Below are 16,095 nucleotides of genomic sequence, written 5' to 3' on the forward strand. Positions count from 1 at the left end.
CCCCTCCCGCTCGCGGGAGGGGTCGGGGGAGGGAAGTGCGGCAGGCGCATCGGCCAAAGGCACCTGCCCTCCCCCCAGCGGAAGGGAAGAAGGAAGGGGCACCGTATCGCCGGTCCCCTCATGCCCCTTGCGGATGATCACCGCCGCCGCCGCGGGGTTTCGGGGAGCCGCTGTACCGGCACCGCGATATTGGGGTCTTCGATATTGCCGGGCATCGGCGCGCGCGGGATCGGCGGGGCGGCATTCATGTAATCGCGCACCAGTTCGTCGATCGACGGCTCCACGCCCGGCTGCGCATAGCCCTGCAACTGGCGCAGATAGCCGTAACGCTGCTCGGTCACCCGGCGCGAATCCTCGGGCGTGCGCAGGATCGTCGGGCGGATGAACACCATCAGGTTCGTCTTGGCCCGGCTGCGCGCCTTGGACCGGAACAATGCGCCCAGCCCCGGAATGTCGCCGAGCAACGGGATCTTCTCGATCGTGCGCCGCTCGTTATCGTCCAGCAGGCCGCCGATCACCGTGATCTGCCCGTCATCGGGGGTGAACACATTCTCGAACGCGCGCTTGTTCAGGATCAGCTCCGAATTGTCGCTCGATACCGGCCCGGCGATCGAACTCACCTCCAGGCGGACATACAGCTTCAGCGACCCGCCCGCATTGACCTGCGGCTTCACGTCGAGCTGGATGCCGACATTCTGGCGCTGCACGGTGCGGAAGGCATTGTCGAAATTGTTCGACAGCGCCTGCCCCGTCGTCACCGGGATCTCCTGCCCGACCAGGCTGTGCGCCTGCTGATTGTCCAGCGTGATCAGGTGCGGGACCTGCAACAGGTTCGATGTCGTGTCGCTCTTCACCGCATTGATGATCGCGCCGAACACGGTGTCGCCGATCTGCCCGCCCCAGCCCAGGGCACCGCCCGTCGTCCCCAGGATCGACTGCACCGCCGACTGCGTCAACTGGTCGAACGCCGGATTGGGGGTGCGCGTCTCGGTCCGCGTTCCGTCGGGGGCGATTACCGTCGTGCTGGTGCCGCCGAGCCGCTGCCCGCCGATCGCGCCGGCAATCTGCAGGATGTTGGGCGCGGTGTTCGAATAGGTCGACGCGCCGAACGCCCCGCCCGACAGGCTGCCCAGCAGGAACTGCGCCCCCAGCCGCTTGACCGTCTGGTCGGACACCTCCGCGACGATCGCCTCGATCAGCACCTGCTCGCGCCGCACGTCCAGTTGCCGGATCACCTCCCCCAACTGCCGCTGCACGTCCGCCGGCCCCGCGATCACGATCGCGTTCGCACCCACGAAGCGCGTCACCACCGCGGCGGTGCGCCCGCCCTGCGTACTGATCGCCGCCTGCTGCCCCGTCTGCCCCCCGCTCCCCGGCGTGCTCGCACTCTGCGTCTGCTGCACCGGCTGCGACTGGCGCGCCGCGGTCGAATTGATCCCCGCCGCTCCCGTCGTCCCGTTGGTCTGCGAGAAGCTGCCCCGCGACAGCGTCGTCTCCTGCACGGCATCGGGCGTCTGTCCGACCAGCTGCTGCAACACCGGCAGCAACTGCTCGGCATCCGCATTGTTCAGGAACACGACGCGGATCTCGGTGCCGTTGCGCGCCTTTTCGTCCAGCTCGCGCGCCACCTGCGCCAGCCGCGCGACGCTGCTCGCGTCACCGCGCAGCGCCACCGAGTTGGAGCTGTCGATCGCCACCACCGACACGCCCCCCGCCGTGCCGCTTGCCACCGCACCCTGGTTGCCGCCGCCGCTCTGCACCGCGGCGCCGCCGCTACCGCCACCCGCCAGTGCCTGCAGCGCGCTGGCGATCTCGCGCGCGCCGGCATTTTGCAGCGCGATCACCCGGGTCGAGGCATTGTCCGTGTCGATCCGGCGCACCACTTCGCGGATGCGCCGCACATTGTCGGCAAAGTCCACCACCACCAGGCTGTTGCCGCCGCGGTTCGCGGTGACCGACCCTTGCGCGCTGACCAGCGGCCGCACCGTCTCCACCGCCGCCGCCGCGTCGCCCGATCGCAGCCGGATGATCTCGGTGACGAAGGCGTTGCGATTGGCACCCCCCGCCCCGATCCGGCTCGGCTGCGAGGCGGCATTGTCCAGCGGCTGCACCCGGAACGCCCCGCCCGAGGTCGGCACCGCGACCAGTCCGTTGGAGCGCAGCGTCGACAGGAAGATCTCGAAATATTCGGACCGGGACAGCGGCCGGTCGGTTACCACCGTCACCTTGCCCTGCACCCGGCTGTCGATGATGAAGGTCCGCCCCGTCACCTTGGCGGCATCCGCGATAAACGCGCGGATATCGGCATCGCGCACGTTCAGCGTGGTTTGCGCATGCGCGCCCGCTGCCAGCGCGATGGCCAGAACCGAACCCAGAACCAGTCTCTTCATTGCCCCGCCACAATCGTGATGGCGAGCGGCAGCGTCTGATTGCCGCGCTCGACCGTGATAGGAATATTGCCGCCCTGCCCGAAATCGGCGGCGACGCGGTCGATATCGCCCGGCCCGGTCACCGGGCGCCCGCCGATCGCGGTCACCACATCGCCCTCCTGCAAGCCCGCCGCGCGGAACGCCGCGCCCGAGCCTTGCGGGCGCACCACCAGCCCGGACACGCGCCCGCCGTCCAGCCGGGGGATGAACCCGATATCGCTGCGCAGCTGTCCGATCCGCACCCCGGCCCCGCCGGCAGCCGGCGGCGGCGCCCCCGCCTCACCCCCCGACGCGCCCGGTGCATCGGACTGATCGAGATACAGCGTCTCCTCCGCCCCCCCGCGATCGATCACGACATGATCGAACGCCACCGCCTTCAGCCGCACGCCCGGCTGGATCTCGTCGCCGATCGCCACCGATTGCTGCACCCCGTCGGGCCCTGCCAGGATCGCGGAGCCGCGCCCCATCGCCTCGTCGATCCGCGTGCCGAACAGCGTCAGTTGCAGCGCGGTGACGGTGGCCGGCGCCTGGGTCGCCCCTTGCAGGCGGAAAAAGGGATCGAAGCCTGACAGGATGGTGGAGGGCGATCCCGGCACCACCGGCTGCGCCGGGCGCCAGTCGCCCAGCGGCGCGACCGGCGTCACCACCGCCCACACCAGCCGTGCCGCCTGAATGGCCAGCCCGGCCATCAGCAGCAGTTCGGCCACCGAATAGACATTGACGACGGGCAGGCGCCGCAACAGCCGGCGACCCCGCGCGTCGAGCTTCAAACGCATGAACCAAACACCCCAACCGCCGCACGCGCCCTAGGCATGCCATGTTACAGCTTTGCGTCAAAGCCCCGAAACACGGGCGTCACATTGGTACGGCACCGCGCCGCTGATAGGATGCCTGTCATGACGATGCCGAACCTCGATATTCCCACGCTTGGCAGTGGCCTCGACGCCGAACCGATCGTGCAGCGCCTGCTCGGTCAACCGGGCGTCCAGCGCCTGCCCAATCCCAAGCTCACCTTGTTCGTCAAGCGCGCGGCGCTTCCCGCCGAGCTGTGCGCCACCCTGATCACGCGCATCGACGCGGTGCGCCGCCCCTCCACCGTCTCCGATTCGAACGGCGATGCCAGTTACCGCACCAGCGAAACCGGCGATCTCGACCCCGCCGATCCTGCGGTGATCGCCACCGAGGGCATCATCGCCGCGCTGACCGGCCTGTCGCCGGACCATGGCGAGCCGATCCAGGGCCAGCGCTACGCGGTTGGTCAGGAGTTCAAGGGCCATACCGATTATTTCGAGCCACTCGGCATCGATTATGATCGCTATTGCGGCCGTTCGGGCAATCGCACCTGGACGGTGATGATCTACCTCAACACGCCCGAGGCGGGCGGCGCGACCCGCTTCAAGTCGGTCGACAAGACGATCCAGCCCGAATCCGGCAAGCTCCTCGCCTGGAACAACCGCCGGCCGGACGGGTCGCTGAACGCCGCGACGCTGCATCAGGGCATGAAGGTGCGCGCCGGGGTGAAATACGTCATCACCAAATGGTTCAGAGAGAAGCCCTGGATGGGCTGACCACTACCCCTCTCCCCGGCGGGGAGAGGGAGCAGAAACCCTATTCCGCCGCCTCGGCCATTTCGGCGAACTCCGCCGCCGCCAGGAACCGCTCGGCATCCAGCGCCGCCATGCACCCGGTGCCCGCCGCGGTCACCGCCTGCCGGTACACCTTGTCGGCCACGTCGCCGCACGCGAACACGCCCTCCACGCTGGTGCGGGTCGATCCCGCCTCCACCGCGATATAGCCGTCCGCATCCAGCTCCAGATGCCCGCGGAACAGCTCGGTCGCCGGGTGATGCCCGATCGCGACGAAGCCGCCCGCCACGTCGATCCGGCTATGCTCGCCCGTCACCGTGTCGACCAGGTCCAGCGCGACCAGCCCGGCATTGCCGCCGCCGTCCACGAACTCGCGAACTTCCTTGTTCCACAGGACCTTGACGTTCGGATGCGCATGCAACCGCTCTTGCAGGATGCGCTCGGCGCGCAAGCTGTCGCGGCGGTGGATCAGCGTCACGTCGTCCGAATGGTTGGTCAGGTACAGCGCTTCCTCGACCGCGGTGTTGCCGCCGCCGATCACCGCCACCTTCTTGCCGCGATAGAAGAAGCCGTCGCACGTCGCGCAGGCGGATACGCCCTTGCCCTTCATCGCGTCCTCGCTGTCCAGGCCCAGCCATTTGGCCTGCGCGCCCGTCGCGATCACCAGCACGTCCCCTTCATACACGTCGCCGCCATCGCCGATCAGGCGGAACGGGCGCCGGGACAGGTCGACCTCGGTGATCGTGTCCCACATCAGGCGCGTGCCGACATGCTCGGCCTGCTTCTGCATCTGCTCCATCAGCCAGGGGCCCTGGATGACGTCGGCGAAACCGGGATAATTCTCCACATCGGTGGTCGTGGTCAGCTGCCCGCCGGGCTGGATGCCCTGTACCACGATCGGCGCCATGCCGGCGCGCGCGCCGTAGATCGCGGCCGACAGGCCGGCGGGGCCAGACCCCAGGATAAGCATGCGGGTGGTGTGCGTCGTCATGAGAGCGTTTGCGTCCTGTTGCGTCCTTGGCGCCTAGATAGGCGCAACCACACAAAAAATGAACCGCTCCGCTGGCACCGATCGCCGCTTCGCTTCGTTACCTTTGTTCAGCGGAGAGGTATGCATGCGCGACGAAGACAAGGACGTGAAGATCACGGAATATGCCGGCGCGGCCGGCGGATGGGGCTCGATGCGCGGCATGGCGCAGGTGGTGCCCAAGGAGCGCCCCGGCCCCGATGTCCTGGACGCCCTGCGCCGCCAGAACAAACCCGAAGGCGTGATGTGCGTCAGCTGCGCATGGGGCAAACCCGCCAAGCCGCATATCGCCGAGTTCTGCGAGAACGGCGCGAAGGCGACCGCCTGGGAATTGTCCAACCTGCGCGTCACGCCGGACTTCTTTGCAAAGCACAGCGTCTCCGAACTGGCCGAGTGGCCCGACCATGATCTGGAACAGGCTGGTCGCCTGACCCACCCGATGAAATATGACCGCGCCACCGACCGCTATGTCGCGGTGCCGTGGGACGAGGCATTCGCCGCGATCGGCGCCAGGCTGAAACGCTGCGACCCGAAAAAGGTCGTGCTCTACGCGTCGGGCCGCGCCAGCCTCGAAACCTCGTTCATGTACGGCCTGTTCGCCCGCATGTGGGGGCAGCAGAACCTGCCCGATTCGTCCAACATGTGCCACGAGACGACCAGCGTCGGTCTGAAGAACGCGATCGGCTCGCCGGTCGCGACGATCCAGATGGAAGATTACGAGAAGTGCGACGCCATTTTCGCCTTTGGCCAGAATGTCGGCACCAATGCGCCGCGCATGCTCCACACGCTGAAATCCTGCCGCGACCGCGGGGTCGAGATCGTCGTGTTCAATCCGCTGCGCGAACGCGGCTGGGAACGCTTCACCGATCCGCAGAACCCGGTGCAGATGACGACAGGCGGCTCGACCACCATCGCCACCCAATATCATCAGGTCCGCGCCGGCGGCGACATTTCCGCGCTGCTCGGCATCTGCAAGCTGGTGATCGAGGCGGATGACCGCGCCCGCGCGCTCGGCAACGAGCGTGTCCTCGACCATCATTTCCTCGAACAGCATACCACCCGGTTCGAGGATTTCGCCGCCTTCGCCCGCGCTGCGAAATGGGACGACATCACCCGCGAAAGCGGCCTGACCCGCGACGCGATCGAGGCGGCCGCGCAGGTCTATATGAAGGCCAAGCGCGTCATCGTCGTCTACGGCATGGGCATCACCCAGCACCGCTACGGCATGGACAGCCTGTATATGCTGGTCAATTTCCTGCTGCTGCGCGGCAATATCGGTCGCGAGGGTGCCGGCCCCGGCCCGGTCCGCGGCCACAGCAACGTACAGGGCCAGCGCACCGTCGGCATCACCGAGAAGACCGAGCTGGCCCCCGTCGACCGTTTGAAGGAACTGTTCGAGTTCGAACCGCCCACCGAGAAGGGCTGGGACACGGTGGAAAGCTGCCGGCAGATTATCGACGGCACGTGCGAGGGCTTTGTGCAACTGGGCGGCAACTTCCTGCGCGCGACGCCCGAACATGCCAAGATGAAGGAAGGCTGGGCAAAGCTGCCGATCACCGTCAGCATCGCCACCAAGCTGAACAAGAGCCACCTCCATCCCGGCGAGGAAAGCTACATCCTCCCCTGCCTCGGCCGCATGGAACGCGACATGCAGGAAAGCGGCCGACAGGCGGTGTCGATGGAGGATTCGTTCAGCCACATCTACGGCTCGGTCGGCAAGGCCAGCCCGGCGTCCGACACCCTCCTGTCCGAACCGGCGATCGTCGCCGGTCTCGCCAAGGCGGTATTGTCGCCCAACCCCAACGTCCCCTGGGACGCATGGGTCGGCGACTACAGCCTCGTCCGCAAGGCGATCGAGGACGTCTATCCCGACAAGTTCGCCAACTTCAACGAACGCCTGTTCGAACCCGGCGGCTTCTGGAAGGGCAATCCCGCCGCGCATCGCCAGTGGGAAACCGAAAGCGGCAAGGCGGAATTCAATACGCCGCGCGCGCTCAACGCCGCCGGCTTCGACGATGCCGATGGCCGCTTCCGCCTCATCACGCTACGGTCCAACGACCAGTTCAACACCACCGTCTATGGCTATGACGACCGGTTCCGCGGCATCAAGGGCACGCGCCAGGTCGCGATGATGAACGAGGCGGATATCGCCCGGCTGGGCCTGAAGGACGGCGACCGGATCGCGCTGGAAAGCGATGCGGAGGACGGGGTGGAGCGGGTCGTCGGCGATCTGCGCGTCACCGCCTATGACATCCCGGCGGGGTGCATCGGCGGCTATTATCCCGAGCTGAACTATCTGATCGCCCTCGAACACCACGCCCTTGAAAGCCATGTGCCGGCCGGCAAGTCGGTGCCCGTACGCGTGCGCGTGCCCTCATGACGATCCTGGGTGCGGTGTTGACCGGCGGGCGTTCGTCCCGCTTCGGCTCGAACAAGGCGCAGGCGCTGCTCGGCGAGCGTTCGCTTGCCGCCCACGCCCGCGCACTGATCGCGCCGCACTGCGCCGACGTCGTCATGATCGGTGGAGAGGGCGGGGTGCCGGACCTGCCCGAACCAGGACTCGGGCCGCTGGGCGGCATCGCCGGCGCGCTCGATTATGCCGCGGAACATGGGTTTCGCTGCGTGCTGACGATCGGCTGCGACATGCCCCGCCTGCCCGATGGCCTGATCGAGGCGCTGCTGCACCGCGAACCGTCCTACTGCGCCGATGCACCCGTGCTGGGGCTGTGGCCGGCGGCGCTCGGCGCGCATCTGCTGGCGCATCTCGGGCTGAACGGCGACCGATCGGTGCGCGGCTGGGCACGCTCGGTCGGCGCCATCCCCGTCCCCTCGCCCGTCCCGCTCGCCAACATCAACACCCCCGCCGATCTGGAGACGCTGTGAACGCTGCGGAAGACGTGGCACTGACGATCCTGCGCGTCGATGGCAGCCAGGCCGCCATCGAACGCGCCATCGCCTGCGAGGTGCCGGTGGCGATCGAGATCGACGGGTTCGGCTATGCGGTGATGATGATGACGCCGCAGGATTTTGGCGACTTCGCCACCGGCTTCCTGCTCACCGAGCGCCTGATCGATGCGCCTGCCGACATTCTCGACATCGACCCGTTCGAGACCGAACGGGGCTGGATCGTCCGCGTCGCGCTCGTCGCGCGCTGCCGCGCCCGCATCCACGACCGTGTCCGCCACCGCACCAGCGACACCAGTTGCGGGCTGTGCGGCATTTCCGGGCTGGAACAGGTCGCCCGCCCCGTCACCTATCGCGCCGCCCGCCCCACCGCACCCGCGCCCGCCCTCTTCGCCGCCCTCGCGACCCTACGCACCCACCAACCCCTCAACGTCCACACCGGCGCCGTCCACGCCGCCGCCGCCTGCGACGCCGCCGGCACCATCCTCGCCGTCCGCGAGGACGTCGGCCGCCACAACGCCCTCGACAAGCTGATCGGCCATCTCGCCGGGGCGCCCGTCCCCGCGTTCCTCCTCGTCACCTCCCGCATCAGCTACGAAATGGTCGACAAAGCCCTGGTCATCGGCGCGCCGATCCTTGTCGGCATCTCTGCCCCCACCACGCTCGCGCTCTCCCACGCGCGCACCCACGACCTCACCCTGGTTGCCCTGGCCCGCCCCGACGCCATGCTCGTCGCACATGATCCTTTCGGATGGTTCACGACTGATCCGGAATAGCGGCGCAGGTCTTACCCGCGCTTAACCGTCTCTCCGCCAGGAAGCGGCATCATTGATGACGGGAACAGCAACGATGCGACAGGACGCCGAATGGATCGCGGCAGAGGAAGTGCCGCCGCCCGCCGACCTACGCCACCTCGCGCAGGTGATGGCCAAAGATCAGCCCACTCCACGCGGCGGCCCGTTCGCCTTTATCCGCGCGCTCGCGACAGCGGTCGCCGCCTGGGAGCGTGAACAGGCATGATGCCTTTCGGACGGATCGTGGCTGGTCCGACCCTGCGGCCTGCACCGCGGCTGCATGCGCGGTGGCGGATCGCGATACTCGTCGCGCTCGGGCCTGTTGGCTGGGGATCGGTCGCCCTGCTGTTCGCACTGCTGTCGTGAAAACGGGAGCCCGGTCAGGGGCTCCCGTCACATCGTCGGTCAGGCGTCAGTTGCTGTCCGAATCGTCGTCGTCATCGGCGATCAGGATGATGCCGCCCACAACCGCGGCTGCGGCGAGCACCGCCACGATCACGCCGCCGCCGGCCAGTTCGTTTTTCTTGGCGCTCGGCGCCGACGCACGCGCCGACTTGGCCACCGACAGGCTGGCCGCCGGATTGGCGGGCGCTGCCGCAACAGGCGCGGCAACCAGGGCGGACGCGGCCGCCGCCGTCAGAAACTTTGCGATCATAATTGGATACTCCCGGCTGTGGTAGGGCACGCACCACACGGTGCAGCGCTACCGACGCCCGGGCACGCCCGTTGTTCCCGATTCCAGGCAGGAGGCGTGACGCGGCGGGAGCAGGGATGGGAGAATCCGGACCGCCGCGTCACACCAGATCATCGCTCCGGCCGGGGGCCAAAGCAAGTACCGAATTGGGACAAATGTCGGGAACGATGGTAGCGGAGGAGGGACTTGAACCCCCGACCCCAGGATTATGATTCCCGTGCTCTAACCAGCTGAGCTACTCCGCCTTGAAGGCAAACCATCGTCGGAGCGGCGCCTATAAGCAGGCTGTTCGGGCCGGTCAAGCGAACAAATGCCGCGACAGCAACTCCCAGGGCCCACCGCGATACCACCATGCCCCCAGGCCGATCACCTCGACCATCCGCGGCTCGAACCCGCGCGACAGATTGGCCAGCAACAGCCGGGCGGTCGCCGGCGTGACCTTGTTCTGGATCGTCACATGCGGCCGCCATCCGCCGGCATCCTGCGGGGTCAGCAGGCCGCTGAACGCATCCGCCAGCTCGTGCCGGATCGCCACCAGCTCGGGCGATTCGATGCGGATCGCCACACCGCGGCCCAGCGACATCAGCCCGGCCGCCTTCGCCTGTGGTGCCCGCACGCCGCGCGTCATGCCGTTCAGCCGGTGCTTCAACTCGTCCGCCGCCGACGGGGGCAGATGGTGGAACAGCGTGCAATGCGCATCCAGCTGGTTGCGCTCGGGCGGAAAATGCTCGCGCCGCAATCCGTCCAGCCATCCCTGGTCATGCCGGCCGAACAGCGCGGAGACGATGATCGGCGCAGGTGCGGGCGCGTCGGTCAAATCTCCACCTGACTGCCCAGTTCGACCACCCGGTTCGTCGGCAGGCGAAAGAACTCCATCGCGCTTTCCGCATTGCGCAGCATCCACGAGAACAGCTTCTCGCGCCACAGCATCATGCCCGGCCGCGACGAGGGCAGCAGCGTCTGGCGCGACAGGAAGAAGCTGGTGTCCATCATCTTGAACGCGCCCCCCTCGATCTCCACCCGCTTCAGCCCGGCCGGCACGTTCGCCTCCTCCATGAAGCCGAAGCGCAGCACCAGCCGGTAGAAGCCGTGCCCCAGTTCCTCCAGCGCCGCCCGGTCATGGTCCGGCCAATAGGGCCGTCCGGCGATCTTGACGGTCAACAGGATCACCCGCTCGTGCAGCACCTTGTTGTGCTTCAGATTGTGGAGCAGCGCATGGGGCACGCCCTCCGACGTGCTGGTCATGAACACCGCGGTGCCCGACACCCGCGACGCCGCATTGGCCGCCGATTCGATAAAGACCTTCACCGGCATCGTGCCTTCGCGCAGCCGCTCGATCATCAGCTTGCGCCCCGTCGACCAGGTGGTCAGGAAGGTGAAGATGATGAAGCCGACCAGCAGCGGGAACCACCCGCCCGCCGGCACCTTGGTCAGGTTCGCGAAGAAATAGGCCCCGTCCACCAGGAAGAACAGCGCGAGCAGCGGCATCGCGGCGTAAAGCGGCCACTTCCACAACCGGGTCAGCGCCACGCCCAGCAGGCAGGTGTCGATGAACATCGCCCCCGTCACCGCGATTCCGTATGCCGAGGTGAGGTTGGACGAGGTCCGGAAGAACAGCACCAGCAGGATCACCATCACCATCAACATCCAGTTGATGAGCGGAATGTAGATCTGCCCCGCCGTCGTCGCCGAGGTATGCTCGATGCGCAGTCGCGGCATGAAGCCGAGCTGGATCGCCTGTTGCGTGACCGAGAAGGCGCCGGTGATCACCGCCTGGCTGGCGATCACCGCGGCCGCCGTCGCCAGCATCACCAGCGGCAATTGCAGGCTGTCGGGCGCCAGCATGTAGAAGGGGCTTTCCAGCGCCGCCTCGCCCTCGCGGAACAGCAGCGCACCCTGCCCCATATAGTTCAGCATCAGCGCCGGCAGCACGAAGAACAGCCAGGACAGCCCGATCGGCCGCCGCCCGAAATGCCCCATATCGGCATACAGCGCCTCCGCGCCGGTCACCGCCAGCACCACCGAACCCAGCGCAAGAAAGCCGCGCAGCGGATCGATCAGGAAGAACTGCACCGCATAATGCGGCGACAGCGACCACAGGATTTCGGGCGTCTGCACGAAGCTGATCACGCCCAGCACCGCGATCACCCCGAAATAGAGCAGCATGACGGGGCCGAAGAACAGCCCCACCTTTTCGGTCCCCGATCGCTGGATCGAAAACAGCGCGATCAGGATGGCCACCGCGATCGGGATCACGAACCCGCCAAAAGCCGGCGCCGCCACGGCCAGCCCCTCCACCGCCGACAAGACGGTGACCGCCGGCGTGATCATGCTGTCGCCGTAAAACAGTGCGGTGGCGAACACGCCGAGCAGGATGATCCCCCGCGTCCAGCGTTTCGTCTTGGTCTGTCCGGACACCAGCGCCAGCAGCGCCAGGCTGCCGCCCTCGCCATTATTGTCGGCGCGCATGATGATCGCGACATATTTCACCGACACCACGATCATCATCGACCAGAAGATCAGGCTGATGACGCCCATGATGTGCGCGGTGTCGACGGGCAGCGGATGGTGCGGGCTCGCGAAGGTTTCGCGGAACGCATAAAGCGGGCTGGTCCCGATATCGCCGAACACCACGCCGATCGCACCCAGCGCCAGCTTGATCATGCCGCCGTGATGCTGTTCGTCATGGCCGGTCGGCCCGGTGGTCGCCACCCCCGTTGGCGAGACGCTCATATCGCCCGCAGGCTCATGAACGAGGCGGCGCGCGCCGCGGCGAAGTTCCGGATACCCCCTGGCATGGCGCGGCCTCTAGCATGGGGCTGGAAACGCAGCAACGCGACCTGCGATCCGCCGCAGGACAGTATCGGGTCCGGACATGCGTCGCCCCCCCGGAATTGCTTGTGATCGAACATCAATATTGGCCTGTCCATTTTCCGTAGACTGGCCTGTCATGATCGCGCTACAGCCCTGCCCGGTGATGAGTTTGTCGGGAGAAGGGTGGATGTCGGCGTCGCAGGATCGGAGCACGGGACCGTGGATGACGCAGGCGATGCGCTGGTTCGGCCCGGCCGACCCGGTCTCGCTCGCCGCGATCCGGCAGGCAGGCGCCAGCGAGGTGGTAACCGCGCTGCACGAGGTTCCCAACGGCGCGGTCTGGCCGCGCGACGCCATCGCCGCGCGTCGCGCGACGATCGAGGCGGCGGGCCTTGGCTGGACCGTGGTGGAAAGCCTGCCGGTGGATGATGTCATCAAGACGCGGGGGCCCCTGTGGGAAGACCGCATCGCCGCCTATCGCGACAGCCTGACCAATCTTGCCGCCTGTGGCATCACCGTCGTCACCTATAATTTCATGCCCCTGCTCGACTGGACGCGGACGGATCTCGCTTACCCCATGCCCGATGGCGCGCTCGCGCTGCGGTTCGAATGGGATGCCGTCGCCGCATACGACATCCACATCCTCCGCCGCCCCGGTGCCGAGGCCGATTACCCGCCGGCCCGCGTCGCCGCCGCCGCCGCGCTGTTCGCGCGGCTGTCGCCGGCGGACCGTGACGCGCTGGAGGCGACGATCCTCGCCGGCCTGCCGGGCAGCGAGGAAAGCTTCACCTCCGCGGGCTTTCTGGCCGCGATGCAGGATTATGCCGGCATCGATGCCGATCGCCTGCGCGAGAATCACGTCGCCTTTCTGCGCGCGGTGTGCCCGCACGCCGATGCGCTCGGCATCCGCCTCGTCCTCCATCCCGACGATCCGCCCTTTCCGCTGTTCGGCCTCCCCCGCATCGCCAGCACCGAGGCCGACTTCGCCACGCTGTTCGACCGCGTCCCCGCCCCCTCGAACGGCCTGTGCTTCTGCACCGGCTCGCTGGGCGCCCACCCCGACAACGACCTGCCCGGCATGATCGAACGGCTGGGTGACCGGATCGGCTTTCTTCATCTCCGCTCGGTGCAGCGCGAAGGGGATCACGCCTTCCACGAGGCGGCGCATCTGGGCGGCGACGCGAACATGCCCGCCGTGGTCGCCGCGATCCACCGCCTGTCGCGCGCGCAGGGACGCAGCATCCCGATGCGGCCGGACCACGGCCACCAGATGGCCGACGACCTCACCCGCCGCTGCAATCCCGGCTATTCGCTGATCGGCCGCCTGCGCGGCCTCGCCGAACTGCGCGGGCTGGAAGCGGGCATCGCCCACGTCCAGGGGGCTTGCGCCTAGCCCAGCGCCGCCAGCGCCTTCAACCGCTCCGCGCCGATCGGAATGATCGTGCCATGATTGGCCCCGGCCGGCATCGCGATCCGGTCGGACACGTCCCGCCACGTGCGCCCGTCGCGCGAGGCGACCGCATCATAATGCTTCTCGGTGTAGCGGTCGAAGAACAGCACGATCTCGCCATCCACCACCACCGCGGTCGGTCCCTCGCTCCATGCCGGCGTGATCGGCGCCGACAATGGCCCGAAACGCGGCGGGGACAGCGACACCTCGCACCACTGGATCACCTTGCGCAGCGGGTCCCTGCGTTCGTCCTTCACGAACATCAGCATCCGGCCATCCCGCTCCAGAAAGGTCGCGTCGATCACGCTAAAGCCCGGATCGTAGAATAGCTGCGTCGGGGTGAACCGGCGGAAGTCGCGCGTGGTGGTGGCGTACAGCCGGTGATCGCCCTCGTCTCCGGCCTTGCCGACCGTGCTTGCCCACACGATCACAAAATGCCGCGCCCGCGCGTCCCACACCAGTTCCGGCGCCCAGCTGTTGCGCGTGTCCGGGAACGCCGCCATCACCGGCACCGCCTGCTGCTCGGACCAGTGGATCAGGTCGCGGGACGAGGCATGGCCGATCGTCACGCCCGTCCAGCTCGTCGTCCACACCATGTGATAAAGCCCGGTCTGCGGGTCGCGCGCGATGCACGGATCGCGCATCAGCTTGTTCTCGCCCACCATCGGCACCAGGATCGGCGCGCCGTCGCGCACCGCACGGTACCGGTAGCCGTCCTCGCTGATCGCCAGCCGCATCCCCGCCCCGCCATTGTCGGCATTGCGGAAATAGCTGAAGGCGTATCCGCCGCCCGCGGGTGCCGCCGCGGCACGCTGCGCAAAGGCCGGCAACGTCGCGGCCAGCGCCACGCGGCCGCAAAATGTGCGTCGATCCAGCATGCCTTCTCCCCCTTGGTCTTTTGCGACACTGTGCCGATTTGCCGGACAAGATCAACCGGCCCATATCCATCCACGCCCGCCGCGTGCGGGCTATTGTACCCCCGCCCCCGGCGTGACATGAGAACCCCATGAAGCAGCGCGGCGAAAAGCTGTACCAGCGCATCGTCCATGCGATCGTCGAGGCCATCGACCAGGGGCGCTATACCACCGGCATGCGCCTGCCCGGCGAACGCGAACTGGCGGAGGAATATTCCGTCAGCCGCCCCACCATCCGCGAGGCGATGATCGCGCTGGAGATACGCGGGCTGGTCGAGGCGCGGCACGGCTCCGGCTTGTACGTCACGGCGATCACCCCGCAGACCACCGACCAGCCCGAACTCGACATCGGCGCGTTCGAACTCATCGAGGCGCGGATCCTGTTCGAGGGGGAGGCTGCCGCCGTCGCCGCGACGGTGATCGATGACGAGGCGGTGGCCGAACTCGATCGCATCCTTGGCGACATGGCCGCGGTCGCCTCCTCCAGTCCCGAGGCGGTGGAGGCCGATCGCCTGTTCCACCTGCGCATCGCCGAGGCGACGGGGAATACCGTCATCACCACGGTGGTCGACATGCTTTGGACGCTGCGCGACCGGGCCCCGCTCAGCGCGCATATGTTTGCCGAGGCCCGGCGGGAAGGCGTTCACCCCCGCGTCGAGGAGCACCGCCTGATCGTCGATGCGCTGCGTGCCCGCGATTCCGCTGCCGCCCGCAAGGCGATGCGCGACCATCTGCGCCGGGTGATCGACGACGTCCTCGCCGCAACCGAGGTGGAGGCGCTGCGCCGCGCCCAATCCGAAATCGCCGAGCAGCGTGGCGCGCTCGCCAAAAGGCTGCACGCCTGACCAGGCCGTCCGACGACGCGCAATCCCCGGCCACCCCGCCGGACCTTCTTGACGTGCTCATCATCGGCGCGGGCGTGTCCGGCATCGGCTGCGCCTGCTATCTGCGCCGCCTGATGCCGCACAAGCGCTTCGCCATTCTTGAGGCGCGGGGCGATCTCGGCGGCACCTGGGATCTGTTCCGCTATCCCGGCATCCGCTCCGATTCCGATCTCTTCACCTTCGGCTATGAATTCCGGCCATGGACCTCCGATCAGGCTATCGCCGACGGCCCCGCGATCCAGTCCTATCTGCGCGACACGGCGGCCGAATATGGCGTCGATCGCGCCATCCGCTATCATCATCGCCTGCTGCGGGCGGATTGGGACAGCGGCAAGGCGCTCTGGCGGGTTGAGGTGCGCCGTACCGACCGGGACGAGACGATCACCCTGCTATGTCGCTGGCTGTTCGGCGCCACCGGCTATTACGACTATGCGCAGGGCTATGCCCCGGACTTTGCCGGGCAGCGGGATTTTACCGGCCCGATCGTCCATCCCCAGCATTGGCCCGCGGACCTCGACGTCACCGGCAAGCGTGTCGCGGTGATCGGCAGCGGCGCCACCGCCGTCACGCTCGTCCCCGCACTTGCCCGCACCGCCGCC

Annotated in this window: 16 protein-coding genes and 1 tRNA gene; 9 read left to right on the forward strand and 8 right to left on the reverse strand. The window is 67.7% G+C overall.

Translation table 11 applies throughout. The features are described 5' to 3' along the window. Nucleotides 1-137 precede the first annotated feature (137 nt). The gene (gene gspD / locus OXR08_RS15250; protein WP_112381098.1) at nt 138-2,390 is read right to left on the reverse strand and encodes a type II secretion system secretin GspD; all 2,253 of its coding nucleotides are present in this window, start codon (nt 2,388-2,390) and stop codon (nt 138-140) included. Further along, nucleotides 2,387-3,205 carry a type II secretion system protein N gene (locus tag OXR08_RS15255; RefSeq protein WP_149680898.1) on the reverse strand — a complete coding sequence of 273 codons (819 nt, stop codon included), beginning with the start codon at nt 3,203-3,205 and terminating at the stop codon, nt 2,387-2,389. Before OXR08_RS15255 ends, gspD begins: the two co-directional genes overlap by 4 nt. Before the next feature lie 120 nt (nt 3,206-3,325). Here OXR08_RS15255 and OXR08_RS15260 point away from each other — a divergent pair, with 120 nt between their 5' ends. Next, nucleotides 3,326-3,997 carry a 2OG-Fe(II) oxygenase gene (locus OXR08_RS15260; RefSeq protein WP_267351165.1) on the forward strand — a complete coding sequence of 224 codons (672 nt, stop codon included), beginning with the start codon at nt 3,326-3,328 and terminating at the stop codon, nt 3,995-3,997. Between the two features lie 40 nt (nt 3,998-4,037). On the opposite strand, the gene trxB is transcribed toward OXR08_RS15260, so the two are convergent. Beyond that, a complete protein-coding gene (trxB, locus tag OXR08_RS15265) occupies nt 4,038-5,006 on the reverse strand; it encodes a thioredoxin-disulfide reductase (protein ID WP_112381101.1) in 969 nt (322 codons plus the stop codon). A gap of 124 nt (nt 5,007-5,130) precedes the next feature. Here trxB and OXR08_RS15270 point away from each other — a divergent pair, with 124 nt between their 5' ends. From OXR08_RS15270 to OXR08_RS15290, 5 genes are all read left to right on the forward strand, one after another. Further along, nucleotides 5,131-7,422 carry an FdhF/YdeP family oxidoreductase gene (locus OXR08_RS15270; protein WP_267351167.1) on the forward strand — a complete coding sequence of 764 codons (2,292 nt, stop codon included), beginning with the start codon at nt 5,131-5,133 and terminating at the stop codon, nt 7,420-7,422. Beyond that, nucleotides 7,419-7,925, forward strand: coding sequence for a molybdenum cofactor guanylyltransferase (locus OXR08_RS15275; protein WP_112381103.1), 507 nt, complete (start codon nt 7,419-7,421; stop codon nt 7,923-7,925). The genes OXR08_RS15270 and OXR08_RS15275 overlap by 4 nt, the downstream gene beginning before the upstream one ends. Further along, nucleotides 7,922-8,722, forward strand: coding sequence for a formate dehydrogenase accessory sulfurtransferase FdhD (fdhD, locus tag OXR08_RS15280; RefSeq protein ID WP_267351169.1), 801 nt, complete (start codon nt 7,922-7,924; stop codon nt 8,720-8,722). Before OXR08_RS15275 ends, fdhD begins: the two co-directional genes overlap by 4 nt. Before the next feature lie 73 nt (nt 8,723-8,795). Beyond that, a complete protein-coding gene (locus OXR08_RS15285) occupies nt 8,796-8,966 on the forward strand; it encodes a hypothetical protein (protein ID WP_267351171.1) in 171 nt (56 codons plus the stop codon). A gap of 17 nt (nt 8,967-8,983) precedes the next feature. Further along, on the forward strand, nt 8,984-9,106 hold the full coding sequence (locus tag OXR08_RS15290; RefSeq protein ID WP_267351173.1) for a hypothetical protein: 123 nt from the start codon (nt 8,984-8,986) through the stop codon (nt 9,104-9,106). Between the two features lie 46 nt (nt 9,107-9,152). On the opposite strand, the gene OXR08_RS15295 is transcribed toward OXR08_RS15290, so the two are convergent. The 4 genes from OXR08_RS15295 to OXR08_RS15310 form a co-directional block, all read right to left on the reverse strand. Beyond that, entirely contained in the window at nt 9,153-9,395 is a 243-nt protein-coding gene (locus tag OXR08_RS15295) for a hypothetical protein (protein ID WP_112381105.1), read from the reverse strand. A 207-nt stretch (nt 9,396-9,602) separates the two neighbouring features. Further along, nucleotides 9,603-9,679, reverse strand: a tRNA-Met gene (locus tag OXR08_RS15300). Between the two features lie 53 nt (nt 9,680-9,732). Continuing rightward, nucleotides 9,733-10,251, reverse strand: a complete 519-nt coding sequence (locus tag OXR08_RS15305) for a 2'-5' RNA ligase family protein (protein ID WP_149680904.1) — start codon at nt 10,249-10,251, stop codon at nt 9,733-9,735. Continuing rightward, nucleotides 10,248-12,098, reverse strand: a complete 1,851-nt coding sequence (locus tag OXR08_RS15310) for a potassium transporter Kup (RefSeq protein ID WP_267351188.1) — start codon at nt 12,096-12,098, stop codon at nt 10,248-10,250. The genes OXR08_RS15305 and OXR08_RS15310 overlap by 4 nt, the downstream gene beginning before the upstream one ends. Nucleotides 12,099-12,471: 373 nt before the next feature. Between OXR08_RS15310 and uxuA the strand changes: the two genes are divergently transcribed. Next, complete coding sequence (gene uxuA / locus OXR08_RS15315) at nt 12,472-13,641, forward strand: mannonate dehydratase (protein WP_267351175.1); 1,170 nt, start codon at nt 12,472-12,474, stop codon at nt 13,639-13,641. On the opposite strand, the gene OXR08_RS15320 is transcribed toward uxuA, so the two are convergent. Further along, on the reverse strand, nt 13,638-14,576 hold the full coding sequence (locus OXR08_RS15320; RefSeq protein ID WP_267351177.1) for a glycoside hydrolase family 43 protein: 939 nt from the start codon (nt 14,574-14,576) through the stop codon (nt 13,638-13,640). The genes uxuA and OXR08_RS15320 overlap by 4 nt on opposite strands. A gap of 128 nt (nt 14,577-14,704) precedes the next feature. On the opposite strand from OXR08_RS15320, the gene OXR08_RS15325 reads away from it, so the two are divergent. Next, nucleotides 14,705-15,457 carry a FadR/GntR family transcriptional regulator gene (locus tag OXR08_RS15325; RefSeq protein WP_149680908.1) on the forward strand — a complete coding sequence of 251 codons (753 nt, stop codon included), beginning with the start codon at nt 14,705-14,707 and terminating at the stop codon, nt 15,455-15,457. Between the two features lie 53 nt (nt 15,458-15,510). After that, a partial coding sequence (locus tag OXR08_RS15330) for an NAD(P)/FAD-dependent oxidoreductase (protein ID WP_267351181.1) occupies nt 15,511-16,095 on the forward strand: 585 nt, incomplete at its 3' end.

Origin of the sequence: Sphingomonas sp. GM_Shp_2, assembly GCF_026540875.1 — a bacterium.
GTDB classification, from domain to species: Bacteria; Pseudomonadota; Alphaproteobacteria; order Sphingomonadales; family Sphingomonadaceae; genus Sphingomonas; species Sphingomonas carotinifaciens.

Coding starts and splice junctions, on each gene's coding strand:
- OXR08_RS15275 (WP_112381103.1), top strand. CDS start 7,419: ATGACGATCCTGGGTGCGGTGTTGACCGGCGGGCGTTCGTCCCGCTTC.
- gspD (WP_112381098.1), bottom strand. CDS start 2,390: ATGAAGAGACTGGTTCTGGGTTCGGTTCTGGCCATCGCGCTGGCAGCG.
- OXR08_RS15325 (WP_149680908.1), top strand. CDS start 14,705: ATGAAGCAGCGCGGCGAAAAGCTGTACCAGCGCATCGTCCATGCGATC.
- OXR08_RS15310 (WP_267351188.1), bottom strand. CDS start 12,098: ATGATCAAGCTGGCGCTGGGTGCGATCGGCGTGGTGTTCGGCGATATC.
- OXR08_RS15320 (WP_267351177.1), bottom strand. CDS start 14,576: ATGCTGGATCGACGCACATTTTGCGGCCGCGTGGCGCTGGCCGCGACG.
- OXR08_RS15295 (WP_112381105.1), bottom strand. CDS start 9,395: ATGATCGCAAAGTTTCTGACGGCGGCGGCCGCGTCCGCCCTGGTTGCC.
- uxuA (WP_267351175.1), top strand. CDS start 12,472: ATGACGCAGGCGATGCGCTGGTTCGGCCCGGCCGACCCGGTCTCGCTC.
- OXR08_RS15285 (WP_267351171.1), top strand. CDS start 8,796: ATGCGACAGGACGCCGAATGGATCGCGGCAGAGGAAGTGCCGCCGCCC.
- OXR08_RS15255 (WP_149680898.1), bottom strand. CDS start 3,205: ATGCGTTTGAAGCTCGACGCGCGGGGTCGCCGGCTGTTGCGGCGCCTG.
- OXR08_RS15270 (WP_267351167.1), top strand. CDS start 5,131: ATGCGCGACGAAGACAAGGACGTGAAGATCACGGAATATGCCGGCGCG.
- OXR08_RS15260 (WP_267351165.1), top strand. CDS start 3,326: ATGACGATGCCGAACCTCGATATTCCCACGCTTGGCAGTGGCCTCGAC.
- trxB (WP_112381101.1), bottom strand. CDS start 5,006: ATGACGACGCACACCACCCGCATGCTTATCCTGGGGTCTGGCCCCGCC.